This is a genomic window from Dactylosporangium sp. CA-233914, assembly GCF_050942935.1.
Taxonomy (GTDB): domain Bacteria; phylum Actinomycetota; class Actinomycetes; order Mycobacteriales; family Micromonosporaceae; genus Dactylosporangium.
The window spans coordinates 2,999,513-3,026,310 of record NZ_CP192030.1 but is presented as its reverse complement, the minus strand read 5'-3'; the positions used below and the strand labels follow the sequence as shown (position 1 = coordinate 3,026,310).

At 72.8% G+C, this 26,798-nt stretch carries 22 protein-coding genes and 1 riboswitch; of the genes, 5 read left to right on the top strand and 17 right to left on the bottom strand.

Annotated elements, in window-relative coordinates:
- Positions 1–194: 194 nt before the first annotated feature.
- On the top strand, positions 195–3,293 hold the full coding sequence (gene ileS, locus ACQPY0_RS14025; RefSeq protein ID WP_432988697.1) for an isoleucine--tRNA ligase: 3,099 nt from the start codon (positions 195–197) through the stop codon (positions 3,291–3,293).
- On the opposite strand, the gene ACQPY0_RS14020 is transcribed toward ileS, so the two are convergent.
- From ACQPY0_RS14020 to ACQPY0_RS14000, 5 genes are all read right to left on the bottom strand, one after another.
- The gene (locus ACQPY0_RS14020; RefSeq protein WP_432988695.1) at positions 3,279–3,995 is read right to left on the bottom strand and encodes a cobalt-precorrin-6A reductase; all 717 of its coding nucleotides are present in this window, start codon (positions 3,993–3,995) and stop codon (positions 3,279–3,281) included. The genes ileS and ACQPY0_RS14020 overlap by 15 nt on opposite strands.
- 91 nt (positions 3,996–4,086) lie before the next feature.
- Positions 4,087–4,674: a hypothetical protein gene (locus ACQPY0_RS14015; protein WP_432988693.1), complete on the bottom strand. Its 588-nt coding sequence runs from the start codon at positions 4,672–4,674 to the stop codon at positions 4,087–4,089.
- Between the two features lie 259 nt (positions 4,675–4,933).
- Positions 4,934–6,325 (bottom strand): ricin-type beta-trefoil lectin domain protein, encoded by a 1,392-nt coding sequence (locus ACQPY0_RS14010; RefSeq protein WP_432988691.1) that lies wholly within the window; start codon positions 6,323–6,325, stop codon positions 4,934–4,936.
- Between the two features lie 233 nt (positions 6,326–6,558).
- Positions 6,559–7,755, bottom strand: a complete 1,197-nt coding sequence (locus ACQPY0_RS14005; RefSeq protein ID WP_432988690.1) for an ROK family protein — start codon at positions 7,753–7,755, stop codon at positions 6,559–6,561.
- A gap of 150 nt (positions 7,756–7,905) precedes the next feature.
- Complete coding sequence (locus ACQPY0_RS14000) at positions 7,906–8,970, bottom strand: hypothetical protein (RefSeq protein WP_432988688.1); 1,065 nt, start codon at positions 8,968–8,970, stop codon at positions 7,906–7,908.
- 135 nt (positions 8,971–9,105) lie between these two features.
- Here ACQPY0_RS14000 and ACQPY0_RS13995 point away from each other — a divergent pair, with 135 nt between their 5' ends.
- Positions 9,106–9,846, top strand: a complete 741-nt coding sequence (locus ACQPY0_RS13995) for a laminin G domain-containing protein (protein WP_432988686.1) — start codon at positions 9,106–9,108, stop codon at positions 9,844–9,846.
- 72 nt (positions 9,847–9,918) lie between these two features.
- Here ACQPY0_RS13995 and cobM read toward each other — a convergent pair whose 3' ends face one another.
- From cobM to ACQPY0_RS13970, 5 genes are read right to left on the bottom strand one after another with little or no spacing between them, the layout of a single operon-like run.
- Positions 9,919–10,665 (bottom strand): precorrin-4 C(11)-methyltransferase, encoded by a 747-nt coding sequence (gene cobM, locus ACQPY0_RS13990; RefSeq protein ID WP_432988685.1) that lies wholly within the window; start codon positions 10,663–10,665, stop codon positions 9,919–9,921.
- Positions 10,662–12,188, bottom strand: a complete 1,527-nt coding sequence (cbiE, locus tag ACQPY0_RS13985; protein WP_432988683.1) for a precorrin-6y C5,15-methyltransferase (decarboxylating) subunit CbiE — start codon at positions 12,186–12,188, stop codon at positions 10,662–10,664. The genes cobM and cbiE overlap by 4 nt, the downstream gene beginning before the upstream one ends.
- Positions 12,179–13,507, bottom strand: a complete 1,329-nt coding sequence (locus tag ACQPY0_RS13980; protein WP_432988681.1) for a cobyrinate a,c-diamide synthase — start codon at positions 13,505–13,507, stop codon at positions 12,179–12,181. The genes cbiE and ACQPY0_RS13980 overlap by 10 nt, the downstream gene beginning before the upstream one ends.
- A complete protein-coding gene (gene cobO / locus ACQPY0_RS13975) occupies positions 13,501–14,103 on the bottom strand; it encodes a cob(I)yrinic acid a,c-diamide adenosyltransferase (protein WP_432988679.1) in 603 nt (200 codons plus the stop codon). Before cobO ends, ACQPY0_RS13980 begins: the two co-directional genes overlap by 7 nt.
- A gap of 1 nt (position 14,104) precedes the next feature.
- Positions 14,105–16,159 carry a VWA domain-containing protein gene (locus tag ACQPY0_RS13970; RefSeq protein WP_432988677.1) on the bottom strand — a complete coding sequence of 685 codons (2,055 nt, stop codon included), beginning with the start codon at positions 16,157–16,159 and terminating at the stop codon, positions 14,105–14,107.
- A 9-nt stretch (positions 16,160–16,168) separates the two neighbouring features.
- Positions 16,169–16,261, bottom strand: a riboswitch (cobalamin riboswitch).
- Positions 16,262–16,650: 389 nt separating this feature from the next.
- On the opposite strand from ACQPY0_RS13970, the gene ACQPY0_RS13965 reads away from it, so the two are divergent.
- Positions 16,651–17,259: a hypothetical protein gene (locus ACQPY0_RS13965; protein WP_432988675.1), complete on the top strand. Its 609-nt coding sequence runs from the start codon at positions 16,651–16,653 to the stop codon at positions 17,257–17,259.
- A 9-nt stretch (positions 17,260–17,268) separates the two neighbouring features.
- Here the strand turns inward: ACQPY0_RS13965 and ACQPY0_RS13960 are convergent, their stop codons facing one another.
- From ACQPY0_RS13960 to ACQPY0_RS13940, 5 genes are all read right to left on the bottom strand, one after another.
- A complete protein-coding gene (locus ACQPY0_RS13960) occupies positions 17,269–18,345 on the bottom strand; it encodes a hypothetical protein (RefSeq protein WP_432988674.1) in 1,077 nt (358 codons plus the stop codon).
- 154 nt (positions 18,346–18,499) lie between these two features.
- Positions 18,500–18,943, bottom strand: a complete 444-nt coding sequence (locus ACQPY0_RS13955; RefSeq protein ID WP_432988672.1) for a hypothetical protein — start codon at positions 18,941–18,943, stop codon at positions 18,500–18,502.
- 125 nt (positions 18,944–19,068) lie between these two features.
- On the bottom strand, positions 19,069–19,833 hold the full coding sequence (locus tag ACQPY0_RS13950) for a phosphodiesterase (protein ID WP_432988670.1): 765 nt from the start codon (positions 19,831–19,833) through the stop codon (positions 19,069–19,071).
- Between the two features lie 233 nt (positions 19,834–20,066).
- Positions 20,067–21,647 (bottom strand): MDR family MFS transporter, encoded by a 1,581-nt coding sequence (locus tag ACQPY0_RS13945; RefSeq protein WP_432988668.1) that lies wholly within the window; start codon positions 21,645–21,647, stop codon positions 20,067–20,069.
- Entirely contained in the window at positions 21,644–22,108 is a 465-nt protein-coding gene (locus ACQPY0_RS13940) for a MarR family winged helix-turn-helix transcriptional regulator (RefSeq protein ID WP_432988666.1), read from the bottom strand. The genes ACQPY0_RS13945 and ACQPY0_RS13940 overlap by 4 nt, the downstream gene beginning before the upstream one ends.
- A gap of 93 nt (positions 22,109–22,201) precedes the next feature.
- On the opposite strand from ACQPY0_RS13940, the gene ACQPY0_RS13935 reads away from it, so the two are divergent.
- Complete coding sequence (locus tag ACQPY0_RS13935; protein WP_432988664.1) at positions 22,202–22,777, top strand: TetR/AcrR family transcriptional regulator; 576 nt, start codon at positions 22,202–22,204, stop codon at positions 22,775–22,777.
- Between the two features lie 87 nt (positions 22,778–22,864).
- Positions 22,865–23,668 carry a class I SAM-dependent methyltransferase gene (locus tag ACQPY0_RS13930; protein ID WP_432988662.1) on the top strand — a complete coding sequence of 268 codons (804 nt, stop codon included), beginning with the start codon at positions 22,865–22,867 and terminating at the stop codon, positions 23,666–23,668.
- Positions 23,669–23,769: 101 nt separating this feature from the next.
- Here the strand turns inward: ACQPY0_RS13930 and ACQPY0_RS13925 are convergent, their stop codons facing one another.
- Both ACQPY0_RS13925 and ACQPY0_RS13920 read right to left on the bottom strand, forming a co-directional pair.
- A complete protein-coding gene (locus tag ACQPY0_RS13925) occupies positions 23,770–24,423 on the bottom strand; it encodes a response regulator (protein ID WP_432988660.1) in 654 nt (217 codons plus the stop codon).
- 85 nt (positions 24,424–24,508) lie between these two features.
- Positions 24,509–26,695, bottom strand: a complete 2,187-nt coding sequence (locus tag ACQPY0_RS13920) for a sensor histidine kinase (protein ID WP_432988658.1) — start codon at positions 26,693–26,695, stop codon at positions 24,509–24,511.
- Positions 26,696–26,798 lie beyond the last annotated feature (103 nt).

Sequence of the window (26,798 nt, the reverse complement as noted above, 5' to 3'; positions counted from 1 at the left end):
CAGGCGTGCGCGGGCGGGAACATCACCCCGGAGCCGCCGGAAGAACGGCCCGCGGGCTCAGTAGAACCGGCCACAACTGAAGACCAGAGTGGGCTGCCCTCCAGGCGGTCAAGGAGGGTGGTACCGCGGGGCCATGTGAGCGCCTCGTCCCTCCGGCCGGATCGCCACGATCGACGACGGAGAGGTGCCGCACCATGTATCGCCCGGTTCCAGCGCAGGTCGACCTGTCGCAGCTGGATCATCAGGTGCTCGAGTTCTGGCAGCAGGAGAACGTCTTCGCGCGCAGCCTCGAGCAGTCGCGGGGGCGGCCCGAGTGGGTGTTCTACGAGGGGCCGCCGACCGCCAACGGGATGCCCGGCGCCCACCATATCGAGGCGCGGGTGTTCAAGGACGTCTTCCCGCGATACAAGACGATGAAGGGCTTCCACGTCGCCCGGAAGGCGGGTTGGGACTGCCACGGGCTGCCCGTGGAGCTCGCCGTGGAGAAGGAGCTCGGCTTCTCCGGCAAGCAGGACATCGAGGCCTACGGCGTCGCCGAGTTCAACGCCAAGTGCCGCGAGTCGGTGACCCGGCACACCGACGCGTTCGGGCGGCTCACCGAGCGCATGGGCTACTGGGTCGACATGGACCGGGCCTACCGGACCATGGACCGGCAGTACATCGAGTCGGTGTGGTGGTCGCTCAAGCAGATCTTCGACAAGGGGCTGCTCGTCGAGGACTTCCGCGTCTCGCCGTGGTGCCCGCGGGACCAGACCGGCCTGTCCGACCACGAGCTGGCGCAGGGTTACGAGACGGTCACCGACCCGTCGGTGTATGTCCGGTTCCCGCTCACGTCCGGGCCGATGGCCGGCGCCGCGCTGCTGGTGTGGACGACCACGCCGTGGACGCTGGTGTCCAACACCGCCGTCGCCGTACACCCCGATGTCACCTATGTCGTGGCCACCGACGGCACCGAGCGCCTCGTCGTCGCCGAGCCGCTCGTCGCCAAGGCACTCGGCGAGGGGTGGGCGCCGACCGGGGAGTCGTTCACCGGCAAGGAGATGGAGCGGTGGGCGTACACCCGGCCGTTCGACCTCGTGCCGATGGAGGGCGCGCACTTCGTGGTCCTCGGCACGTACGTCACCACCGAGGACGGCACCGGCCTCGTGCACCAGGCGCCGGCGTTCGGCGCCGACGACTTCGCCACGTGCCGGGCCTACGACCTGCCGATGGTGAACCCGATCCGGCCCGACGGCCGCTTCGCCCCCGAGGTCGGCACGGTCGGCGGCGTGTTCTTCAAGGACGCCGACAAGACGCTGGTCGAGGACCTCCAGCGGCGCGGCCTGCTGTTTCGGCACCTGGCCTACGAGCACTCGTATCCGCACTGCTGGCGCTGCCACACGCCGCTGCTGTACTACGCGCAGCCCTCCTGGTACATCCGCACCACCCAGGTGAAGGACGCGCTGCTGCGCGAGAACGAGGCGACCGCCTGGCACCCGGAGTCGGTCAAGCACGGGCGCTACGGCGACTGGCTGACGAACAACGTCGACTGGGCGCTGTCGCGCAGCCGCTACTGGGGCACCCCGCTGCCGATCTGGCGCTGCGAGGAGGGCCACCTCACCTGCGTCGAGTCGCTCGCCGAGCTCAGCGAACTCAGCCGGCGGGACGTGACCGGCATCGACCCGCACCGGCCCTACATCGACGAGATCACCCTGCCCTGCCGGTGCGGGGCGACCGCGCGGCGGGTGCCGGAGGTCATCGACGCCTGGTACGACTCGGGGGCGATGCCGTTCGCGCAGTACGGCTACCCGCACCACAACGCCGAGGTGTTCACCGCCCGCTACCCGGCCGACTTCATCTCCGAGGCGATCGACCAGACCCGCGGCTGGTTCTACACGCTGATGGCGGTCGGCACGCTGGTCTTCGACCGGTCCTCGTACCGCAGCGTCGTCTGCCTCGGCCACATCCTCGCCGAGGACGGCCGCAAGATGTCCAAGCACCTCGGCAACATCCTGGAGCCGATGGCGCTGCTGGAGCGGCACGGCGCCGACGCGGTGCGCTGGTTCATGGCGGCGGTCGGCTCGCCGTGGTCGGCGCGGCGGGTCGGGCACACCGCGATCCAGGAGGTCGTGCGCAAGGTCCTGCTGACGTACTGGAACACGGTGGCCTTCCAGAGCCTCTACGCCCGCACCGCCGGGTGGACGCCGGCGCGGGGCGTGCCGGTCGCCGAGCGGCCGGTGCTGGACCGGTGGGTCGTCTCCGAGCTGCACCAGCTCGTCGGCGAGGTCGACGCGGCGCTGGCCGCCTTCGACACCCAGCGGGCCGGGCGGCTGCTGGCCGGGTTCGTCGACGACCTGTCGAACTGGTACGTGCGGCGGGCCCGGCGCCGGTTCTGGCGCGGCGACCCGGCGGCGCTGTCGACCCTGCACGAGGCGGTCACCACCGTCACGCTGCTCATGGCGCCGCTGACGCCGTTCGTGTCCGAACGGGTCTGGCAGGACCTCGTGGTGCCCACGACGCCCGACGCCCCGGATTCCGTACACCTCGCCGCCTACCCGACCGCGGACGCGACCCTGATCGACCGCGACCTGTCGGAGCGGATGGCGCTCGTGCGGCGCCTGGTCGAGATGGGCCGGGCGGCGCGCGCGGACGCGACGGTGAAGACCCGTCAGCCGCTGTCGCGGGTCCTCGTCTCCGCCCAGGGCCTTTCCGCCCTCGACGCGCAGCTGCTGGAACTGCTCGCCGACGAGCTCAACGTGCAGGCGGTCGAGCCGCTGACCGGCTCGCTGGTGAACACCTCGGCGAAGGCGAACTTCCGCAGCCTCGGCAAGCGTTACGGCAAGCGGGTGCAGCAGATCGCCGCGGCGATCGCGGCCGCGGACGCCACCGTGCTCAGCACCGCGCTGCGCGAGGCGGGGACGGCGACGCTCGCGGTCGGCGGGGAGCCGGTGACGCTCGAACGCGACGACGTGTTCCTGACCGAGACACCCCGCGAGGGTTGGGCGGTCGCAAGCGACGCGGGGGCGACCGTGGCGCTGGACCTGAACATCACGCCCGAGCTGCGCCGGGCCGGGATCGCCCGCGAGGTGATCCGGCAGGTGCAGGAGTCGCGCAAGGCCTCCGGGCTGGAGGTGGCCGACCGGATCGAGCTGCGGTATCAGCCCGAGGACCCGCAGACCGCCGAGGCCCTGGCCGAGCACGCGGCCGCGATCGCCGACGAGGTGCTGGCGACCGCGTTCGGCGAGGGTTCGCCGTGGCCGGACGCGGAGGCGCACTCGGCGGCCGGGCTGACGTACTGGCTACGCAAGCAGTAGCTTCGCCACTTCCTCGACGGATTCGCAGACGGGGACGCCTGGGGTGACCGGTGGGCGGTCGACGACCACCACCGGGATCCCCAGCTCCCTCGCGGCATCGAGCTTCGCGGCGGTCATGCTTCCCCCGCTGTCCTTCGTGACGAGCAGGTCGATGTCGTACTGCCGCATGAGCGCGATCTCACCGTCCACAGTGAACGGTCCGCGGTCCAGGATCACGTCCACATTGGACGGAACGTCCTCGGGCGGGTCCACGCAGCGCAGCAGTAGGAACATCGGAAGATCCCGGAAATACCCGATTCCCTGGCGCCCGGTCGTCACGAACGCACGCCTTCCCAGCGAAGGCAGGAGCACCGCGGCGGCCTGCAGGGTCGGCACGTGGTGCGAACCGGATATGTCCGCAAAGCCCGGCCGGCGCAGCACCAGCAGCGCGACGCCGGTCTCGGCACAGGCCTGGGCGGCGTTCGCGGACATCCGGGCGGCAAAGGGGTGGGTGGCGTCCACAACGGTGTCCACACACTCGGCCCGCAGGTATGCCGCCAGGCCGGACGGACCGCCGAAGCCGCCGATGCGCACCTCCCCCGCCGGCAGCGCCGGGTCGGCGACGCGGCCGGCGAGGGAGGAGATCACGCGATTCGCCGGCAGCAGCACCGAGGCCAGCCGCCGGGCCTCCCCGGTGCCGCCCAGGATCAGCACGGTCGGCACCGGCAAAGCCTAACCCCCACGGGAAGTTGCAGTATGTTGGTGTTCCAGCCGACGGTGCCCGCGTCGAGAATGACGCCGGCGGGCCCGATCCTCAGGCGAGGATCTCCCCGGTGCCGCCGGCGGTCTCGTTGACGGACTCGAGCCAGGCCTTCATGTCGGTCTTCGAAAGGCCCGTGCCGCCCACGACGACGGTGTTGCCGACCAGCAGCGTCGGGTACAGCTTCGCCTGGTCCTGCGCGTACGCCTTGGCCGCGTTGGCCGCCTTGAACTCCACGAAGATGGCCTGCTGCCCACGGTGCGGGAGCCTGTCGTTCTTCTTCTCGTAGCAGTCGAACTGCTTGAAGCTCGCCACGGCCGAGCGGTACTTGGGCTCCACGCCGGTTGAGTTGGCGTCCCACTGCCCGAACGGGCAGTCGGGGTCCTTGGTGAACAGCTCTCCGGTCATCTTGCCGACGGTGGTGAACTCGAGCTTGCCGGCCGCACCGGACGCCTTCGCCGCGCCGGAGGCCTTCGCCTCGCCGGAAGCCTTGGTGGAGGTGGACGGCTCGGCGGACGCGGAGGCGGGTGCCGAGGCCGCGGCGGTGTCGGACTTCTTCTCTTCCTTCTTGTCGTCCCCGCACGCCGCGGTGAACAGCAGGGCGGCACAGGAGACGGCCAGGACGGGCAGCAGACGCTTCATCGGGGATCGACTTCCTTTATCTGTACCGCATGTGGCACGCGGTCGGTCTTCGTCGGACGAAGAGCAACCTATGCGCGCCCGGGCACCGTTTGATCCCGGATGTATGCCACCCGACAACTGAACGTGGGCTACCTCACCTTCCTCGGGGTTTGGAGGGGCGGGCCGGGCCGGGCGTTGGCTTCGGGTGACCGTCCCGGCCCGCCCCTCCCTGTGCCGGTGCCCCGGCCGTCCGCTTACCGGGGCACCCGCTCATGAGGGACTAGCCCTGGTACTGGGCGATGACCTTCGTGTAGTCCCACGCGCTCTGCGAGACGCCGCTGCACGTGTCGTCGCCGGTGCCGCCGCCGTTGCACGGCCGGTCGCGGTTGGCCGACCAGAACGTGAACCGGGCCAGGTGGTGCTGCTGGGCGTAGGCCAGCATGGTGCGGAAGTCCGCCACGGTGACCGTCTCGCCGACGTCGGTGATGCCGTTCATCGAGGAGATGCCCGAGTGCCGGTACGCCTGGTCGTCGGTGTAGTGGTAGCCGTTCTTGACCACGTTCTTCAGGCCCTCGGCCGCCTGGATCGTCAGGTTGCCCATGTTCTGCCCGGCCGCGCCGAAGTCGAACGGCATGATGGTCCACGCGTCGACGGTCAGCCCGCTGGCCGCCGCCCGGTTGATCATCGAGGAGTCCGGCCCGGTGCGGTCACTCGGGAACGTGACGTACACGGCGGTGCCGGGGTTGTTGGCCTTGACCGTCTTCAGCGCGTCGATCGTGCGCTGCTGGAGGGTCGGGTTGTTGTACACCGTGCCCTCGATGTCGATGTCGATCGCCTTCAGGCCGTAGGCGTTGATGACCTTCTGGTACGCCGCGGCGAGCGCGCTCGCGCTGCCGCAGGTCTGCTCCAGCCACGGCCCGCTGGCCCCGCCGAACGACACGGCGACGTCGCCGCCGGCCCCGCGGATGTTGTTGACGGTGGTCTGGTCCTGCCCGCCGGTCAGCGGCCGGTTGCCGTCCCACAGCGGCTCACACGCGCCGTTGGACAGGATGAACGCCATCGTGAACCACTTGATGCCGGTCGCGCTCATGATGGTGCGCGGGTCGGGCAGGTTGCCCCAGCCGAGGTACGCGTACGGCGCGGCGCCCATCGCGGGGTTGGACGTGGGCGGGTTCGTGGTCGGCGGCGTGGTGCCACCCGGGAGCGTCCAGCGCTGGTTGGCGCCGGCGAAGCAGTCCCAGATCTGCAGCGGCGTGCCGTCGGCCGAACTCGGCCCGGTCGCGTCGAGGCACTTGCCCAGCGCCCGCAGCGTGCCGTCGCTGTTGCGCGACCACTGCTGCGCGGCGGTGCCGTTGCAGTCGTAGATCTGCACCTTGGCGCCGTTGGCGGAGCTGGCCGCGGCCACGTCCAGGCACTTGCCCAGCGCCCGGATGGTGCCGTCGTCGCCGATCGTCCACTGCTGGGCGCTGGTGCCGTTGCAGGTGTACAGCTGCACCTGCGTGCCGTTGGCGGAGCTGGCCGCGGCCACGTCGACGCACTTGCCACCGTAGCCGGTGATCGGGCCGGCGGACGCGGCGGACGCGACGTTCATCGCCACGGCACCGACCGCGCCGATGACGGCGAGGGCGGCGGTGGCGAGCACACCGCGGCGGAGCAGGCGGGTTCTTGCCATGAGAGGCCTTTCAGCGGAGGGTGGCCCCGGTTGGGCGCCCAGATCGGGTGAAGCCGACTGGGCGGCCGGCCATCTGTTAAGCGCCCTTCCAGATTGAAGGCAGGCTATGACCAGATTCATCGCGCGTCAATATAAGAGGCGAAAAAAGGGGTCCGCTTGCGGTTGGCCCGTTGCCGTTATCCCAGGTCACGCCCCGATTACCGGGCGTCGTCGATCGGGGTGCGGCGGCCGGTTCAGGGGCGCGACGCGCGGCGCAGCAGCTCCGCCATCGGCAGGGTCGCGGCACCGAAGGCGACCGCGTCCGGCCCCAGCTCGCACAGCTCGATCGACACCTGGCCGAAGGGGTGCTCGAGGGCCTGCTCGCGGGCGGCCGAGCGGATCTGGGGCAGCAGCCGGGCGCCCAGGGCCAGGCCGGCCCAGCCGCCGAGCACGACCCGCTCGGGGTTGAACAGGTTCACCAGGTTGCCGATGCCGGCGCCGAGCATGCCCGCGGTCTCGGCGAGGATCTCGGCCGCCGCCGGGGTGTCGGCGGCGATCAGCGCGGTGACGTCGGCGATCTCACCGTCGGCCGCGGGGGTGTCGGGGTCGAGGGTACGGTAGCGCTCCAGGATGCCCTCGGCGCCGACGTACGCCTCCAGGCAGCCCCGCGCCCCGCACCGGCAGACCCGCCCGCCGTAGACCACCGTGGTGTGGCCCCACTCCCCCGCGCTGCTGCTGGCGCCGCGGTACACGGTCCCGTTGGTGATGACGGCGGCACCGACGCCCGAGCCGACCAGGACGACGACGGCGTTGCCGACCCCCCGCCCGGCCCCGAACCACATCTCGGCCTGCCCCTGGGTCTTGGCCCCGTTCTCGACGAACAGCGGGGCGCCGACCCCCCGCTCGCGGAGCAGATCATGGAAGGAGACCCCGCGCCAGCCGAGCGTCGGCGCGTAGACCAGCGGCGGGTCGGCCTGCTCCACGGTCCCCGGCACACCGATACCGATGCCGAGCACCGCGTCGGGGTCGATGTCCTTGAGCACCGCACGGATGCCGGCCTCCAACTGCCCGGCGACCGCGGACGGATCGGGACGCGAGGACGGCAGCGGCTCATCGACGGCGGCGAGGCGGTTCATCGCCAGGTCGAACAGCTCGACCTTGACACCGGTCTCGCCGACGTCGGCACCGACCAGCCGCCCGAAGTCCGGGTTGACCCGCAGCAGAACCCGCGGTCGCCCCCCGTCGGACTCGATCTGCCCGGCCTCGATGATCAGACCCTCGTGCAGCAACTCGGCCGTGACACTGCTGGCGGTGGCGGCGCTGAGCCCGGTGATGCGACTGAGATCGTGACGGCTCAACGGCCCGCGGAAGAACAGCTCCGACAGCAGCGTGGAGCGGTTGCGCCGCCGCATGTCGCGCGTCGTCGCACGCTCGACCTCGATGCGCACCACCGCTACCCCAACCTCCCCCTTGATCCCTCGGTAGCGATCGTGTCACGCGCACCGATGCCCGTCGACACCGGGAGTACTCACGGGTGTCGCCGTGGGTTTCCAGGCGGGTGGCGTCTGAGGGCGGGTGTCCGGCTCCGCGCCGGCGGTCGCTCAGCGCCGCCGGGCCCGCCGGGCGGCCGCCGCTACCAGACCGACGGCCACCACCACGAACGCCCCCGTCAGCAGCGCCACCTTGCCCTGCCGGCCGGGCCCCGGCTCGCCCGGGCCGGCCCCCCGGTCGGCCTGCTTCGCGGCCTCGGTGGGAGTCGGCGACGGGGAAGGGCTCGGGGCCGGCCGCTCGACCGGATAGCGCAGGATGCTCACCGGGCCCGCCTGGTCGGAGACGGTGAGGAAGTCCTTGCCGTCGGGTGTGTATGCGATCGCCTCGCCCTGCGGCTCGTCCGGCAGCGGCGTCACCCGCGGCTTGCCGGTGGTGATCGCCTTGGCCACGTCGCCGTCGGGAACGTCGAACTCGTACGCGTCGGCGTATGTGCGCACGACCGCCCGGGTGCCGTCCGGGGACACGGCCGCGCCGGTGACGAAGGAGCCGCCGAGGAAGCCGAACGGGTTGCTGGTGCCGCTGTGGGTCGCCTCGAAGCGGCCGATCCTCGTCAGCGGCGCCCCCTCGACGTTGTCCGTCGGCAGCGGGGTTTCCAGGCGGAACACCTCGCCGCTGGGGTCCTTGGTGACGATGACCGGCCGGCCCTGACCGTCGATGAGCAGCGCCTCGGCGTCGCGCGGGGTGCCGTCGGGGTATCGCAGCCGATGGATCTTCATGCTCTTCGCCCCGGGCGCGAGCGTCCACAACGCGATCGTGTCGCGGCGCTTGCCGGAGCCGCCGGTCAGCGGGCTGTTGTCGCCGATGTCGGCGATCCAGACCGTGCCCTTGGCGTCCACCGCGAGGTCCTCGGGGTCGCGGGCGGTCGTCGGGTATCCCACGCTGCGCGTCACCCGGCAGTCGGCGCCGAGGTAGAACAGGCGGGTCTTGCGCGGCTCGGGGTTGGAGTCGTTCTCGACGAGGTAGCCACCGCCGGGCAGCGCGGCGAGGCCGGATGCCTCGGTGACCGCCGGATCGGTGATGCGGCAGGCCTCCCGCGCCCGCTCCGCCCAGGCGAACGCCGGGCCGGGAACGCCCACGCCCAGGGCGACGACCGCCACGATCACCACCCACCGCATGCCGTCCAGTCTGGCAGAGCCGTGCCCACCCCCACGGTCCGGATGACTGTCCGTCGTCCGAACGGATGTGAGCAGTAACCGACACGATGGTGGAAGTGCGCGTTCAGCGCCACGTAAATATGACACATTTCGGACATGAAGACATGGGGGAACCTGGCGGTGACGCTGGCCGGCGCCGCCGTGCTGCTCGACGTCTCGGTGGCCTCAGCGGCCGTGCGCCCGGCCGGCGTCCCGGCGCCGGTCATCGTCGCGCGGTACAGCTTCGACGCCGCCAGGATCGGAGGGACCGTCGCCGACGACTCGGGGCATGGCCACACGCTGGTGCCGTCGGCCAACCGCGGCGGCAAGGTCAGGCTGGCCGCCCGCGCCGCCGGCCACGCCGCGGCGTTCCCGGCCAAGTGCAGCGGCAAGAAGTGCCCGCACGCGGTGCTGCAGGCGCCGGACGCCCCGGAGCTGAACCCGGGCGCGAACCCGATCCGCTACGGCGCGTCGGTGAAGCTCGCCAGGGGCCAGACCGGCCCGGGCGAGAACGTCCTGCAGAAGGGGTACTCCGCGGCGGGCAGCCAGTACAAGCTGCAGGTCGACGGCGCGCCGGGCCGCCCGAGCTGCGTCCTGACCGACAACGTGGTCCGCGACATCCACGTCGCCCGGTCCGGCGTCTCGATCGCCGACGGCACGTGGCACAGGCTGGAGTGCCGCCGCGCGGGCGCGACCTTGACGCTGCTGGTCGACGACGCGGTCCACGCCACCGCGACGATCCCGGCGACGCTGGCCATCACGAACACGGTCCCGCTGAGCATCGGCGGCAAGGGCGACGGCAAGGACAACGACCAGTTCCACGGCGCCCTGGACGACGTCTGGATCGCCCTGGGGTGACGCAGACCGACCTCACCGGCCCCGGGTCGAGCCCGTCGCGCCGGTCGCCGGGGACCGCGGGCCGCACCGGGATCAAGGATGGCGGCTGCGGGTGGTCGAGTACAGATGGCTGTCGGGGAACGTTTCGGCGGTGAGCACGGGGCCGACGATGATGACCGCCGTGCGCTTGATGCCCGCCGCGCGCACCTGGTCCGCGATGCCGGCCAGGGTGCCGCGCAGGACGATCTCGTCGGGGCGGCTGGCGTAGGCGACCACGGCGACCGGGCAGTCCGGGCCGTACCACTGGGCCAGCTCCGCAGCGAGCGCGTCGATGCGCTGCACGGCGAGGTGCAGCACGAGCGTGGCCCGGCTCGCGGCGAGCGTGGCCAGCTCCTCGCGGGGCGGCATCGGGGTGGCGCGGGCGGCGGTGCGGGTCAGGATGACCGACTGGGCGACGCCGGGGACGGTCAGCTCACGGCCGAGGGACGCGGCGGCGGCGGCGAAGGCGGGGACGCCCGGCACGATCTCGTACGGCACGCCGGCCGCGTCGAGGCGGCGCAGCTGCTCCGCCATGGCGCTGAACACCGACGGGTCGCCGGAGTGCAGGCGGGCCACGTCCAGGCCCCGCGCGTGCGCGGCGACGAGCTCGGCGACGATCTGGTCGAGGTCGAGGTTCGCGGTGTCGACGAGCCGGGCCCCCGGCGGGCAGTACGCCAGCAGCTCCACCGGGACGAGACTGCCCGCGTACAGGCAGACCGGCGCGGCGGCGAGCCGGTCGCGGCCGCGCACGGTGATGAGGTCGGCCGCGCCCGGGCCGGCGCCGATGAAGTACACGGTCACTTTCGCACCACCCACTGCGTCACGGGCAGCATCGGCCGCCACGCCAGAAACCCGCCGACGGCCCCGGCCCGCTGGACGGCGATGCGGGTGAGCTCCCCGCCGTGGCGCGCCTGAAGCTCGGCCACGAGCCGCTCGGACTCGACGGTGACGGCGTTGACCACGATCCGCCCCCCGCTGCTGAGCGCGGTGAGGCAGGCCTCGAACACGCCCGGCACGGTGAACCCGCCCCCGATGAACACCGCGTCGGGCGCGGGGAGCCCGTCGAGCGCCGCGGGCGCGTCCCCGACCACGACGCGAAGCCCCGGCACCCCGAACCGCCGGGCGTTGCCGGTGACGCGCGCGGCCCGCACGGGGTCCTTCTCGACCGCGACGGCGCGGCACCGGGGATGCGCCCGCATCCACTCGATCCCGATGCTGCCGGACCCGGCCCCCACGTCCCACAGCAGCTCCCCGGCCCGGGGTCCCAGCGCGGCGAGCGTGACGGCCCGGATCTCCCGTTTGGTGAGCTGCCCGTCGGTGTCGTACCGGTCATCGGCGATCCCGGGCACGAGTGGTACCCCGCCGTCGCCCCGGCACTCGACCGCGACGATGTTCAGCGGCCGGGCGGCCGCCGGGTCGTGATGAATCCGCTCGCCGTCCCCGCCGAGCTCCTCCAGGATGGTGACGCCGCTGCCGCCGAACCCGGTCTCCGAAAGGACCCGCCGGACTTCGGCGGGCGTGCCGGCCCCGGAGGACAGCACGAGCACCCGCCGCCCGTCCTGCAGGTGTCGCCGCAGCGCGTCGAGGTCCCGCCCGACGGCGCTGACCACGTCGACGTCCTCGACGGCCCACCCGAGCCGGGCGCAGGCGATCGACACCGACGACGGATGCGGCACGGCGGTGACGTGGGCGGCGCCCAGCAGCCGTACGAGGGTGGTGCCGATCCCGTAGTGCATGGGGTCCCCGCTGGCGAGCACGCCGACCCGCCGCCCGTGGCGCTCGGCCAGCAGCCGGGGCAGCGCCGGCACCAGCGGCGACGGCCACGCGACGCGTTCCGCGCCGCCGTCGGGCAGCAGCGCGAGCTGGCGGGGGCCGCCGAAGACGACCTCTGCCGCCTGCAGCGCGGCCCGGCCCTGCGGGCTCAGGTCGCCGCCGGCGCCGATGCCCACCACGACGACCTCGGGCGCGGGCGCGGCCACGGCGACGGTGGCCACCGGCGAGGACCGCTTCTCCACGATGAGTACGGACGCGCCGCCGCCGGCCGCCGCGAGCCGGGCGGACGCCTCGGCGACGCTGGGTGTGCCGAGGGCCGAGGTCACCCGGGCCGAGGGCGACGGGACCGGCACGGCGGCCAGCTCCGGCGCCCCGAACACGACCAGCTCCCAGCCGAAGCGCTCCGCGACCGCCGACGCCAGCGACCGCCGTGAGTCCACAGTGGACACCGCCACGACGTCCGACGGATCGGGCAGCACCTCGCGCAGCAGCCGCTCGACGTCGGCCACCGAGGCCGAGGAGCGCGCGCCCAGGCCGACCGTCAGGCGCACGCCGCCACCAGCCGATACGCGAGCTGCGGCGCCCCGGCCCAGTGCAGGTGCAGGTAGGAGGCGTGCACGTTGCCCTCGACGAACCCGTCCCGGCCCTCGCGCCACGCCCACGCGGCGCTCGGGCCCGCCGACGGGGTGACCCGCGTGCGGTGGAACTCGTGCCCGGTGACCCGCACGCCGGCCGGGGCCAGGACGCTGGCGGAGACGGCGACGGCGTCACGGTAGCCGAGGGTGAGACTCGCAGTCATGGTCGCGTCGGCGGGCAGGACCCCGCACATCGCGCGGCCGTCGAGCGTGCGGCACAGCCACAGCAGCCCCGCGCACTCGGCCGCGATCGCGCCCCCGGACGCGGCGAGGGCCGACACCGCGGCGCGGAGGGGCTCGTTGGCGGACAGCTGCTCGGCGTACACCTCGGGGAATCCCCCGCCGACGACGAGCGCCCGGGCCCCGTCCGGCAGGGCCTCGTCCCGCAGCGGGTCCACATAGGACACCCGGGCACCGGCGGCGGTGAGCAGCTCGACGGTCTCGGCGTAGCCGAAGGAGAACGCGGGGCCGCCGGCGACCGCGACCACGGGCTCGCCGGCGACCGGCTCGCCGAAGCCCGGGGTCCACGGTGGACTCGACAGGGGCGGCGCCGAGCGCGCCACCGCCAGCACGGCATCCAGGTCGACGCTCGCGGCGATCAGCTCGGCCAGGGCCGCCACCGACGCGGCCGCCTCGGCGGAGCGCTCGACGACCGGCACGAGACCCAGGTGACGGGAAGGCGCGGCGACGGCGTCGTGGCGGTGCAGAACGCCGAGGACCTCGGTGCCGACCTCGGCGCAGGCGTCGCGCAGGATCTGCTCGTGCCGGTCGGAGCCGACCCGGTTGAGGATCGCCCCGGCGATGTGGATGCCGGGGCCGAAGGAGCGAAACCCGTGGATGAGCGCGGCGACGGACCGGGCCTGCGCGGTGGCGTCGACGACCAGGACGACCGGGGCCGACAGCAGCCGGGCGACGTGCGCGGTCGAGCCGAGCTCACCCGCGCCGGTGCGGCCGTCGTACAGCCCCATGACCCCCTCGACGACGGCCAGGTCGGCGCCGGCCGAGCCGTGGGCGAACAGCGGGGCGATGCGGTCCTCGCCGACCAGCACCGGGTCGAGGTTGCGGCCCGGGCGGCCGGCGGCCAGGGCGTGGTACCCGGGGTCGATGTAGTCCGGGCCCACCTTGAACGGCGCGACCCTCGCCCCGCGGGCGGCGAACGCGGCGAGCAGGCCCGTCGCGACCGTCGTCTTGCCGTGACCGGAGGCGGGGGCCGCGATGACGATCCGGGCTACCACTCGATGCCCTGCTGGCCTTTTCGCCCGGCGTCCATCGGGTGCTTGACCTTGCTCATGTCGGTGACCAGGTCGGCGAGCTCCACCAGGTCCGGGTGGGCGTCGCGGCCGGTGACGACGACGTGCTGGGTGCCGGGGCGCTCGCGCAGCGTCTCGACGACGTCGGCGATGTCGACCCAGCCCCACTTGATCGGATACGTGAACTCGTCGAGCACGTAGAACTTGTACGCCTCGGCGGCCAGGTCGCGCTTGATCTGGGCCCAGCCCTCGGCGGCCTCGGCGGCATGGTCGCGCTCGGTGCCGGGGCGCTGGATCCACGACCAGCCCTCGCCCATCTTGTGCCACACGACGCTGCCGCCCTTACCCGTCTCGCCGAGCGCGCGCAGGGCCGTCTCCTCGCCGACCCTCCACTTCGGACTCTTCACGAACTGGAACACGGCGATCGGCCACCCGGCGCTCCACGCGCGCAGGGCCATGCCGAACGCTGCGGTCGACTTGCCCTTGCCCAGCCCGGTGTGCACGGCCAGGACGTGCTGGCGGCGGCGCTGGCGGGTGGTGAGCCCGTCGTCGGGTACGTTCTCGACTCTTCCCTGCGGCAACTCAGGCTCCCAGGCTCGTCAGCGGAATGCAGGACGCCTCGAGCGCGGCGGCGAGGCGGCGCGCCAGCCCGAGGCGGATCGGGCCGTTCTCGCAGTCGACGACGACGGCGGGCACGCCGGCCAGCAGCGGCACCACGCTCAGCGGGTCCGGCCCGCTCGTCGAGCGGCCGTCGGTGACGACGACGAGCAGCGGCCGGCGGCGGGCGTCGCGGCGCCGCTCGCCGTGCAGGGTCCGCGCGGCCTGGCGCAGCCCCGCGGCCAGCGGCGTGCGGCCCCCGGTGCGCAGCTCGGCGAGGCGCACCACGCCGACCTCGTGGCTCGCGGTCGGCTCCAGCACGAGCGAGGCGTCGTGACCCCGGAAGGAGATCATGCCGACCTTGTCCCGCCGCTGGTACGCGTCCCGCAGCAGCGACAGGACGGCGGTCTTGACCACGCCCATCCGCTGCCGGGCGGCCATGGAGCCGGAGGCGTCGACGACGAACAGCACGAGGTTGGCCTCCCGCCCGGCCTTGACCGCCTCGCGCACGTCCCGGGCCTCGGCGCGCCCGGCCCCGCGCAGCGCGGCGGCGCGGATCGTGTCCGGCACGTGGATGCTCGTGAGCTTGCCGCCGATCGGGGCGCGGGAGCGCACCACGCGGCCGTGGCGGGACAGGGCGGGCGATCGGCGGCCGGCGTGGGCACCGGCCTGGCGGTTCGCCCGGCCGGCGATGGCGAGCAGTTTCGGCTTGTACGGCAGCCCCGCGAACGCGAGCTGCCCCGGCGCCGCCACTTCGGACATTTCCGAAAAATCCGATTCGCTCAGCGAGTCGGATTGATCCGGCTCGACCGGCGAGCGCTGCCCTGGCGGCGCGGGCGGCGGATCGGCCGGCCCCGAACGTTCAGGCCCGGAAGAGGGCGGCGCGGAATCGGACAAATCCGAACGATCCGAAGGCCCGTCCGGCGGCGGGTTGTCGTCCGGGGGCGGTGGCCCGCCCGGCGGGTCGTCGTCGTCCGGTCCGGCCTCCTGGTCCAGGACCTCCTCGAGCCGGTCACGGTCCGCGCCCGGCGGGTCGAGCGGATCCCGCCGGCGCCGGTGCGGCAGGGCGAGGCGGGCCGCGTCGCGCACGTCGGCTTTGGTGACCACCGTCCGGCCGTGCCACGCGGCGAGCGCGATCCCCGTGCGCGCGACCACGATGTCGGCGCGCAGACCGTCGACGCGGTACGCCAGGCAGATCCGCGCGATCCGGTCGAGCTCCGCGTCCGGCAGGGCCACCGCGCCGAGCCGGGCCCGGGCGCTCACGATCCGCGCGGCCAGGGCGGCGTCCTCGGCGAGGAAACGCGCGGCGAACGCGGCCGGATCGGCCTCGTACGCCAGCCGCCGCCGGACCACCTCGGCCCGCGGCGCGGCCTCCTGCGGGGCCGCCACGCCGACGACCAGGCCGAAGCGGTCCACCAGCTGCGGGCGGGGCTCGCCCTCCTCGGGGTTCATGGTGCCCACGAGCAGGAAGCGGGCCGCGTGCTTGACGGAGACGCCGTCGCGCTCGACGTGCGCGCGGCCCATGGCGGCCGCGTCGAGGAGGAGGTCGACGAGGTGGTCGGGCAGCAGGTTGACCTCGTCGACGTAGAGCACCCCGCGGTGAGCGGCGGCGAGCAGGCCCGGCTCGTAGGCCTTGACGCCGTCGCCGAGGGCCCGCTGCAGGTCCAGGGTGCCCACGACGCGGTCCTCGGTGGCGCCGACGGGCAGCTCGACCAGGGCGGAGCGGCGGCGCTCGAACCCGGCGCCGGGCGTGTGCGGCCCGTCGGGGCAGCCGGCGTCGGGCGCGGCCGGGTCGCAGGCGAAGCGGCAGCCGGAGACGACCTCGACCTCGGGCAGCAGGTCGGCGAGGGCGCGCACGACGGTGGACTTCGCGGTGCCCTTCTCGCCGCGGACGAGAACTCCCCCGATGGCCGGCGACACGGCGGTGAGCAGCAGCGCCAGGCGCAGGTCGGGCAGGCCGACAACGGCCGAGAACGGATACGGCGGCGTCACGGGCACACATCCCTTCGGCGGGTCCGCGCCCGCGAGGTGGCTGAACATGGGCGGCCGGAGTCTCCTGGCTCCCGGAATCGCCGCCTTGCGGTGTCGGGCGGCGCCCCGGTCACAGTGGCGGGACCGTCCCGGACTCGCACCGGGTTCCTCCGCATACCGCTTGCCGGTCATCGTGTCCCACCGGCCCCAGCACCGTCAACGTGACACGGTGTGATGCTCACGATCCCGGCCGGCCCGCCGATGGGAAAGGCATGCGGCGCGGCAGGTCCTCGCAGGAGTGCGCTGCCGGTCGAAGGAGCGCCCGGAACATGAGAAGGCGGCGGCACGAGGGAGGGGTGCCGCCGCCTGGCCTCATATATATGGTTATCGAGAGCGGGTTCTCGAGTTAGGTGGTGCGAGGGCCGTTGTACCGGCCCCTTCAGTGGCGCTGAAGACAGGTTGCACCGGCGGACTTGGCGCCCACTTGGCAAGCACTTGCGCCGATCTGTCACGCAGGCGACAGAGCACCACAGCCCCGGCGCGTGACGTATGTTGCGGGCGTGAGCCTCGACGAACTCGACCTCGACTCGCTCGACAGCGAGCCGGTCGTGCCGAGCGACCCGCGGCAGGCGGCGCTGTGGGCCGCCCGGATCGGGCTGTGCGCGGTGTTCGTGCTGTTCCTGCTGCTCACCAGCGATCTCGTGTTCGGGCGGACCGTCGCGCTGGCCGCGCCCGAGCGGATCGGCCCGTGGGCGGCCGACCCGCAGCTCACCGAGACCCTGGACCGCGGCGTGCGGGCCGCGCAGGACGAACTGGGCGCGGAGCCGTTCACCGCGGCGTACACCGACGACGACGGCCGCATGCTCCTGCTGTGGGGCGGCACCGGACTGCCGGTCAAGGACGCCGACGACGCGGCGGTGCTCGGCGTGCTGCGCGAGACCATGCTCGGGTTCGTGATCGACGGCGGCAGAGGCGCGGTGGCGGCCGGCGCCGACCCGGGCCGGCACCACGGGAAGGCCTCGTGCACGGTCGTGCGCTACGGCGAGGCGCGATACACGGTCTGCGTGTGGACCCTCGACGAGGCCGCCCTGGCGATGCTCGTCGTCAACGGCACCGAGCCCGGCGACGACCTGCGCACGGTGCTCGACGCGGTCGTCACGATGCGTTAGGGCATGGCCTCAGATCATGGCTTCCAGGGCCAGGCGCTCAGCCGCGGCGGCGCGGACCTCGGGGGTCTCGATCGGGTCATCGCGCAGGTACTCCATCCGCCGCTCCAGCTTCGCGTCCAGCGACACGTGCCGCACGGCGAGCAGGCGGACGTCGGCCTCGCAGTCCCACAGGCCCTCGGTGAGCGCCCCGGCGCACGCGTCCGGCTCCAGCGTCAGGCGGGCCCGCAGGTAGGTGGCGCGCTCGTACGAGTGGGGGCTGAACCACAGCGATCGGATGCGCGGCAGCGCCCGCCGGGCCGCGTCGCCGCCGACCCGCGCCAGCCCGTCGACGAGCCGGTCGTAGCCGCACATGTCGTCCGGCCGCCGGTCGAGCCATTCGAGCCCGGCCAGCAGGGCGGGGCCGTCGGACTCCGCACCGTGCTCGGCCAGGACGCACAGGCCGCGCCAGTACTCGCCCGACGTGGGATCAGCCGCGGCGCGCCGGGCCGCCGGCAGCGACTCGGACGCGGGTCCGGCCAGGCACTCGGCCTCGTCCAGCAGTTCGTCCACGTAAAAGCCGCCGGTGACCGCGGCCCGGATGCGCTCGTCGCGGGCGGACCACTCGTGCCACGGCGCGCCGGGCGGCAGGGGCGCGGGGGCGCACTCCAGGCGGTCGGCGGCGACCGGTAGCAGGTCGTCCCACCAGTTCGCGGGCCAAGTCGCGGCGATCGTGGCGAGCGCCTCGCGCCAGTAGGGGCCGATCTCGACGTATCGGCGCAGGCTCTCGATCATCCCGTCGGAGCCCGCCCGGGCCAGCGCCTCGGCGACCCGCAGCGCGTGCGTGAACTCGCCGGTCTCGTCGGAGGCGGTGAAGAGCCGGGCCACGATCGGGCCGGTCGGCAGTTCCAGGTCGCGGACCAGCCTCGCCAGGTAGACGCCGCGGTCGTCCAGTGGCAGCCAGCGATGGTCGCGGCGGATGCAGGCGTACACCAGCTCCGGCGCGGCCGGGTCCTGTCTGGCCCGCACCGCGCCCCGGCCGAGTCCGCGCTGCAGCGCGCCGGCCCGGGTCCTGGTCGGCAGGTAGTGCCAGTCGTCGTCGAGGCTCATGGCGATGCAGTCTGCGCCGGTTGCGGGCCCCGCGACAACGAATTCCGCCGGGGAAACGGCTTGACAACGGGGCCGGACACGACGCGACGCCGGTCAGCGGGGGTCCCGCCGACCGGCGCCGTGAGCGCGATCTCACCGCCCCATGAGAGGCCGGTCACGCGCTGGCGTCGTTGATCTCGTTGTCGTTCAGGAACCCCCCGGAGGTGAGGAAGTTCTCGAACCGGGACGTGAGGCTGTCCAGGCCCGAGCCCACCGAAGCGGCGCCGAACCCGGACTCGCCGAACTCGCCCTCGGTGCCCTCGGCCGCGCCGAAGCCGGCCTGGCCGTCGCTCTCCGAGCCGTACGCCATGAGCGTGTGGTCGTCCTCGATCTCGGTGTGCTCGTAGTGCGTGTACTCGGTGATCTCGTAGTGGTTGCCGGCGGCGTCGGTGTACTCGATGTGCTTGAGTTGCTCGAACTCTTCGTGCTCGAAGCTGTGGTGGTCCTGCTCGAGGATGCCGAACTGCGACTGGTGGTCGGCCTCGGCGCCGTAGCCTCCGTGCGCGGCCTCCAGGGTGCCGTGCTCCTGGCCCGCCTCGATCTCGCCGTACTCGCTCATGGGGGTGGTCCTCTCGGGTGCCGCTCATGTATGGGGGTGGTGCGCTCGCTTGCTGCATTCAAGGTACGGGCCGCCGCCACGCCCCAAATCCCGGAAACGTGCCACGCGTCATGGGCCGCTCGGGCTCAATACGCGGTCACCGGCGCCCCGGTGTGGCTCACCTGCACCAGGTGTGTCACGCACTCGCCGCCCTCGAGGCGGTGCAGCAGGAAACCGCTCGGTTCCGCGACGAAACTGACCGGTCTCCCTTCGCGGAGCCCGAGGTCGACCTGACGGTACGTGCTGGGCGCGACGCTGAGGATCGTGCCCGCGAAGCCGGCCGTGACGACCCGGTGCAGGTGCCCGGCGAGCACGCGCACCACGTGCGGGTGGCGGCGCACGACCTCGGCCAGCTCGGGGCCGTCGACCAGGCGGATCGCGTCCATGCCCGGGATGCCGACCCGGACGGGCGGGTGGTGCAGGCAGACGAACGCCGGGAAACCGGTCCGTTTCCGTAGTGTCGCGTCGAGCCACTCCAGCTGCTCGGCGCCGAGGAGTCCGGCGTCGCCCAGCTCCGGCTGCAACGATTCGAGGACGATGACCGTGAAGTCCGGGTACTCGGCCGCGTACCACGTCTCGGGCAGCCCGAACGCCTGCCGGAGGGCGTCGCGGCCGTCGTGGTTGCCGGCGACGAGGTGGACCGGGATCGGGTACGGCTGCAGCAGCTCCCGCAGCACGTCGTATTCGTCGGCTCGGCCGTGGTCGACCAGGTCTCCGGTGATGATCACGCAGTCCGGGGCGGGCTCCAGGGCGAGCACGCGGGTCAGGGCCTTGTAGAGCCCGGCGGCCGGCTCGGCGGCCAGGGCACCGGTGGTGATGTGCGGATCGCTGAGGTGCGCGATGAGCGGCATGCGGTCATTCTGCGCGCCAACCACGGCGGGCGGGGCTGCTCCAGGGGGTGAGCAGCCCCGCCCGTGTCTCCGGTTTCCGGTCAGCCGTCCGGTCCCTCGCCCGCGGCCGCCGTCCGGTCCTGTTCCGCTTTCCGGTCGCCCAGCCCCGCACAGCGGATAACTCAGTCCCTTTGTGTGGATAAGTCCGAGCACTTAATATCCGGACTTATCCGATTTTTCATGATCTAGCGGCGCTAGCGATTCGCGCCCACCGGGGTGTCGTCCGCCGGGGACGCCGGCTTCGCCGGCGAGAGGTCCAGCGTGCTGCGCAGCATCGTCGGCTTCATGAGGATCGCCGCGATCACACCCACCACCGCGATCGCCGCGGCGATCAGGAAGATGTGCCCGGTGGCGTCGCCGTACGCGGCCCGCACGATGTGCTGGAACGCGGGCGGCAGGGCGCCGAGGTTCAGGTTGCTGGTCTCGCCGCCCCCGGCCGGGGCCTGCACGCCCGCCGCGGCCAGCGAGTGCGTGATGTTGTCGGTGACCTGCCGGGCCAGGACCGCGCCGAGGACCGACACGCCGATCGTGCCACCGAGGGAGCGGAAGAACGCGACCGTGGAGCTCGCGGCGCCGATGTCCTTGAGCGGCACCGTGTTCTGCACCGCCAGCACGAGGTTCTGCATCGACATGCCGACCCCGATGCCGACCAGCAGCATGCCGCCGCTCACGTAGACCAGCGAGGTCTCGTGGTCGATGGTCGACAGGACCGCGAAGCCCGCGACGAGCACCAGCGTGCCGGCCACGATGTAGGGCTTGATCTTCCCGGTGCGGGTGATGAGGCGGCCGACCACGATCGAGGAGACCAGCACGCCGGCCATGAGCGGGATCGTGAGCAGGCCGGCCTCGGTGGGCGAGTAGCCACGGCCGATCTGGAAGTACTGCCCGAGAAACACGGCCCCGCCGAACATCGCCATGCCGACCGCGAGGCTCGCGAGGATCGACAGCGCCGTGGTGCGCTGCGAGATGATCCCCAGCGGCACGACCGGCTCGGCGGCACGCGCCTCGACCCACACCGCGAGCGCGAGCATCACCAGGCCGGCGCCGAACATGACCGCGGTCTGCCAGGACAGCCACGCGAAGGAGCCGTCGACGAAGGAGACCCAGATCAGCAGCACGCTGACGCCGGCGGCGATGAGCGTGGCGCCCAGGTAGTCGATCTTGAGATTGTCACGCTTGAGGGTGACCAGGTGCAGGGTCTTCTGCAGCACGACGAGCGCGAGGATCGCCACCGGCACGCCGACGAAGAAGCACCAGCGCCAGCCCAGCCACGAGGTGTCGACGATGACGCCGCCGAGCAGCGGGCCGCCGACGGTCGCCACCGCCATGACGCCGCCGAGGTAGCCGTTGTAGCGGCCGCGCTCGCGGGGCGGGATCATCGCGGCGATGACCACCTGGACCAGCGCCTGCAGGCCGCCGACGCCGATGCCCTGGAAGGCGCGGGCGGCGATGAGCTCGCCGGTGTTCTGCGCCAGGCCGCTGATGATCGAGCCGACCACGAAGATCACGATCGAGACCTGGACGAGGGCCTTCTTGCTGTACAGGTCGGCGAGCTTGCCCCAGATCGGGGTGGTCGCGGTCGCCGCGAGCAGGGTGGCCGTCACGACCCAGGTGTACTGGGTCTGTGTGCCGTTGAGCGCGCCGATGATCTTCGGCAGCGCGGTGGAGACGATCGTGGAGCTCACCATGGCGACGAAGAGCGCGAGCAGCAGGCCGCTCAGCGCCTCCAGCACTTGCCGATGGGTCATCGGCTCCTCGGTGTGCGTCTGACTCATCGTGTTGCCTCCAGGGTCTTGCTGGTGGGGTTGTTCTCGCTCAGGGACACCGCGAAACGGCGCAGGAGTCCGCTGAGCTGTTCGACATCGGCTCGGGTCCAGTCGCGCAGGGCGGCGGCGAGCATGCCGGCGTACCACTCGTCGGAGCGGCGCAGCGCGTCGCGCCCCTGATCGGTCAGCTCCAGGAAGCTGGCCCGGCCGTCGCGGGGATCCGCGACCCGGCGCACGAGCCCGTCCTGGACGAACGCGCTGACCGCCCGGCTGGTGGTCGACTGGTCGAGCGCGCAGGCGGTGGCGAGTTCCTTGAGGTGACAGCCGCCCTCAAGCCGCTCGATGGCTGCGAGCATGCCCGCGACACCGGGTGCGAGCGGCCCGTGATCGTGCGGGTGCTGCTGCTTGAGCAGGCGCACGACCTTCATGAGCTCGCGCACCCCGTCACGCAGCGCGTCGACGTGCTCCACCGGAGACCTCCCGAATACTTGCCTGGTACAAGCATCCAAAAAACTTGCCCGGTGCGCAAGTTTGCTCAGTGAGAAGTAGGTAACATCGGCTGCGTGACGCTGGGCCTGCGAGAGCGCAAGAAGATGGCTACGCGACAGGCCCTACACGAGGCCGCGGTGGCCCTGTCGATCGAGCACGGCCTGGACAAGGTGACGGTCGAGGCCATCGCGGACGCGGCGGAGGTGTCCCGCCGGACGTTCTCGAACTACTTCGCGAGCAAGGAGGAGGCGCTGCTGCACGGCGACCAGCAGCGCGTCCGCCAGCTCGTCGACGCGGTCCGCGAGCGCCCCCGCTCCGAGCCGCCGTGGGCGGCCCTGACGGCGGCGGCGGTGGGTCTGCAGCAGCGGCTCGGCGCCCGCGACCCGCACTGGGTGGCCCAGGTCCGCCTCGTGCGCCGGCACCCGTCACTGGTGGCGCGGCAGGTCTCGGCGTACGCGTCGATGGAGGACGAACTCACCGCGGAACTGGCCGCGCGCGGCCCCCGCCCGATGCGCGCCCGCGTGATGGCGGCCGCCTTCCTGGTGGCGATGCGGGTGGCGGTCCAGGAATGGCTGGACCGCCCGGCGGGCACCTCACTGCCGGACGTGATGCGCGAGTCCCTGGACGAAATGTCGACCGCGTTCCAGTGACGATGCGGAAAAGCTCCGCACATCCTGCTGCGCCTGGCATCGAGAATTGGGTGCCTGCCGTAGGAGCCGCGCTCGTACTCTGCGTTGGTGAGCGATACCGATGACTACGTGAGGCTGCGAGAGACCTTCAACGAGGACGCCGCACGATATGACCGGGCCCGGCCCCGATACCCGGCGCAGATATTCGATGATCTCGCTGCGGCCGGAGTAGCGCCCGGCGCGAGAGTGCTGGAGATCGGCTGTGGCACTGGGCAGGCGACCGTGCCGCTGGCCGAGCGGGGCTATCGCATCGTGGCTGTCGAGTTGGGCACGGACATGGCGGCTGTGGCTCGGCGAAATCTTGCCGCGTTCGACGCGGTGGAGGTCGTTACGGCGGCGTTCGAGGAGTGGCCCTTGCCCGGTGAACCGTTCGACGTGGTGTTCTCCGCTACCGCGTTTCACTGGATCGACCCCGCGGTGCGGGTGTCGAAGTCCGCTGACGCTTTGCGTCTCGGTGGCCTGCTGGCCACCGTGGGAACCCACCACATCGCCGGCGGCACCTGGACCGAGGCATTCTTCGCCGAGATCCAGAAGTGCTACGAGCGCTTCGATCCGTCGACCCCACCGGGCCTGCGTCTTGAGACTGCTCGAGACATCGTCGAAGACGATCGGGAGCTCACCTCGTCGGGGCGATTCGGGCCTGCGAGGTTCCACCGATACGAGTGGGAGCTGCCGTACTCGACAGCGGACTACCTGGATCTCCTGTTGACCTACTCCGGACACCGTGCCTTGCCGGACGCGCAGCGCAGTGCACTGCTGAGCTCCATCGCGCGGCTGATCGACGTGGACTACGGGGGTCAAGTCGTCAAGCGCTACCTGACGGAGCTGAGGATCGCCCAGCGAGTCCGGTGAATCGCTTCGATCAGTGGCGGTCGGATTCAGCGGAGCGCCCGTGCGCCCGCAGGGGATCTCCAAGGCTGAACCGCGCTCTGACCAGTCGAGCCAGAATCGAACTACCGGCCGAGGCCGGCCTCGCGGGCCCGGACGATGGCCTCTGCGCGGTCGGCCACCTGCAGCTTGGCGAAGACGTTGGACACGTTGTTGCGCACGGTCTTCTGCGACAGGAACAGCGCCTGCGCGATCTGGGCGTTGGAGCGCCCGGCCGCGAGCAGCTCCAGGATCTCCCGCTCGCGGGCGGTGAGCTCCGGGAACGCGGTCGTCGCCGAGGGCGGCCCGGCCGCGAAGAACTCCGCGATGCGCCGGGCCAGGGTGGCGCCGAAGACCGCGCCGCCGGAGGCCACCGTGTTGATGGCGCGGACGATCTCCTCCTGCTCGGCGCCCTTGACGAGATATCCGCGGGCGCCGGCGCGCACGGCCGCGAAGACCGTGCCGTCGTCCTCGGACATCGTGAGCACCACGACGCCCGACTCGGGGACCTCGGCCGTCAGCCGGCGGGTCGCCTCGATGCCGTTGAGGCCCGGCATCTGGACGTCCATCACGACCACGTCCGGGCGCAGGGCGACGGCCTGCTCGACCGCCTCCAGGCCCGTCGCCGCCGTCGCGACCACCTCGATGCCGTCGACCGAGCCGAGCAGGACGGCCAGGCCGTCACGGAAGATCGGGTGGTCGTCGGCGACGAGCACCCGGATCGCACGCTCGTCGGTCATGGCCGGCATCCTCCAGGTAGGGCCCAGGGCTCCCCCGCCAGTCGCGGCCCGCGGCCCGTGGGGTGAGAAAACGCGGCGCGGCGGGTCACGAGCTTAGCGCCGCCGCCGTCGCGGCCAAGGGCAGGGCCGCGCGGACGACGGTGCCGCCGGACCGCGGGCATTCGATCTCGCAGCGGCCGCCCAGCTCCGCCGCCCGTTCGCGCAGCGAGACCAGGCCGACGCCGCTCGGGGTGCCGGGGGCGATCCCCGCGCCGTCGTCGATCACCTCCACAATGAGGTCGGTACCGCCGGAAAACAGGCGAACCGTGCAAGTGACAGCATTCGCGTGCTTCGTGACGTTGGTCAGGGCCTCGGAGGCGATCCGGTACGCCGCGACCTCGACCGCGGCCGGCAGGTCCTCCGGCAGGTCGGCCAGCACGCGCGTGGTCAGGCCGGGGGCGCGGAGCCGCTCGGCCAGCTGGGTCACCGCGCCGGCCAGGCCGACGTCGTCCAGGGCCGGCGGGCGCAGGTCGTGCACCAGGCGCCGCACGTCGGCCAGCGCCGTGGAGACGTCCTCGCGGGCCTGGCGCAGCACCTCGTCCGCCTTGCGCAGCGCCTCGCCGGCCCGGCGCCGCTCGCCGTCCGCCTGTTCCGGAGCACGCAACGGATCCGCCTTGCGAGGCACGTCCGTGGCGTCGGCCGGATCGGCCGCGGCGGCGACGTTCGGGGCGCGCGTGAGGCCGGCGGCGCGGGCCAGCAGGTTTCGGGCCGTGTCGATGCGCAGCGCCACGCCGCCCAGGGCCGGCCCCAGGCCGTCGTGCAGGTCGCGGCGCACCCGCCGGCGCTCCTCCTCCCGGGCGCCCACCAGGCGTTCCCGGCTCACCTGCAGCTCCGCCGCCAGATAGCTGGACCGCGCCGCCGCGGCCGCCTGACGGACCACGTCGGCCAGGAGGCGTTCGTCGCGGGGGGACAGCGCGGCGCGGAAGCCGCCGGCGGCGAGGATCAGGCGGCCGACGGTCTCGTCGCGGTATGTGATGGGCAGCGTCTGGGTCTCGGTGGGCGCCACCCCGTGCTCGGCCAGCAGGAGGTTCCCGCCGGTGCGGTGTACCTCGACGGCCACGTACGGCGAGCGGAACGCCTCCGCGACACTGCGCACCACCGCCAGGAGCTGGTGCTCGGGACTTTCGGAGCGCTCCAGCTGCTCGGCCAGGCCCGAGATGATGCGGTACGGGTCGTGCCGCTGCCCGAGCACCACCCGCTGCACGAGCACCCACAGGCGGTTGCGCAGCGGGCCGTACACCAGCAGCACCACGAGCAGGCCCACCAGGGCGGCCCCGCGGTCGCCGAGCAGGGTCGTCACCAGGGCGAGGATCCCCGCGTCGACGAGGACCACGATGGTCGCCAGGGTGCCGTAGAGGACCGTGCCGCCGAGGAGGCGGTCGATGTCGAGCAGTTGCGGGCGCAGGACCCCGGCCGCGATCGCGCCGCCGGTGATCGAGATCGCCACGAGCAGGCCGCCGCCGAGCCAGGGCTGGGGCAGCACGAGCGAGGAGAGCATGACGAGCACGTCGACCACGCCCGCCCACAGCAGCCAGCGCATGCGGGTGCGCTCCAGGCCGGCGGCGGCGCGGTACCGGCGGAACACCACGGCGAACGGGATCAGCAGGCTCACCGGCAGCGCCGCGTAGCCGACGCGCAGCAGGGCCTGCCAGGCGGTGTCGGGCAGCGGCAGGGAGAGGAAGTCGATGGACAGATCCCGTGCGGCGGCGGGGACGGGGCCGTCGTCCATCGTGTCGGCGATCCGGGCCGGGACGAAGATCAGGGTCAGCGGCAGTACCGCGGTCGCGCCGAGGCTGCCCAGCGCCGCCCACCGCCACCGGCCGGCCGGGAGGCGCCCGTTGGGGTAGAAGACCAGCAGCAGCGGCAGCGAGAAGAGCAGGCCGGCGCCGACGCGCTGGTAGACCCAGTACGTCAGGGCCGCGCCGGGCAGCATCGGCGAGTGCGCGGTCGAGTACGCCACCCACGCCACCGCGACCCCGTCCAGCGCCCAGTGCAGCCCGCTCGCGCACAGGATCCACGCGACCGCGTTGCGCGGCACCCGGTGGACCAGCAGGCCGCCCGGCACCGCGAGCGCGAGCCCGGCCAGGCCCGAGACCCAGCCGGCCTCCAGTCCGTCGCCCGCGCGCCGCTGCGCCCCGATGCTGAACTCCAGCGCGAACGACGCGACCGTCGCGGCGAGCGCGAGAGCCACGAACAGGGCGCCGACCAGGGTGGACACGCGGGGTTTCGCCACCCGGTCATGGTGCCAGGCCGGGCGTCCCGAGGGCCCGGGGACTGCGGTCCCGATCCATCCGGGACACGGCGCGGGACGGGGCGCGGGGCGCGCGCCCCTGCCG

Excerpts from the sequence above, each read along its gene's own strand:
- ACQPY0_RS14010 (WP_432988691.1), bottom strand. The coding sequence starts at position 6,325 with ATGGCAAGAACCCGCCTGCTCCGCCGCGGTGTGCTCGCCACCGCCGCC.
- ACQPY0_RS13925 (WP_432988660.1), bottom strand. The coding sequence starts at position 24,423 with ATGACCGACGAGCGTGCGATCCGGGTGCTCGTCGCCGACGACCACCCG.
- ACQPY0_RS13970 (WP_432988677.1), bottom strand. The coding sequence starts at position 16,159 with ATGTTCAGCCACCTCGCGGGCGCGGACCCGCCGAAGGGATGTGTGCCC.
- ACQPY0_RS13950 (WP_432988670.1), bottom strand. The coding sequence starts at position 19,833 with ATGCCGCTCATCGCGCACCTCAGCGATCCGCACATCACCACCGGTGCC.
- ACQPY0_RS13995 (WP_432988686.1), top strand. The coding sequence starts at position 9,106 with ATGAAGACATGGGGGAACCTGGCGGTGACGCTGGCCGGCGCCGCCGTG.
- ACQPY0_RS14015 (WP_432988693.1), bottom strand. The coding sequence starts at position 4,674 with ATGAAGCGTCTGCTGCCCGTCCTGGCCGTCTCCTGTGCCGCCCTGCTG.
- ACQPY0_RS13955 (WP_432988672.1), bottom strand. The coding sequence starts at position 18,943 with ATGAGCGAGTACGGCGAGATCGAGGCGGGCCAGGAGCACGGCACCCTG.
- ACQPY0_RS13960 (WP_432988674.1), bottom strand. The coding sequence starts at position 18,345 with ATGAGCCTCGACGACGACTGGCACTACCTGCCGACCAGGACCCGGGCC.
- ACQPY0_RS14000 (WP_432988688.1), bottom strand. The coding sequence starts at position 8,970 with ATGCGGTGGGTGGTGATCGTGGCGGTCGTCGCCCTGGGCGTGGGCGTT.
- ileS (WP_432988697.1), top strand. The coding sequence starts at position 195 with ATGTATCGCCCGGTTCCAGCGCAGGTCGACCTGTCGCAGCTGGATCAT.
- ACQPY0_RS13945 (WP_432988668.1), bottom strand. The coding sequence starts at position 21,647 with ATGAGTCAGACGCACACCGAGGAGCCGATGACCCATCGGCAAGTGCTG.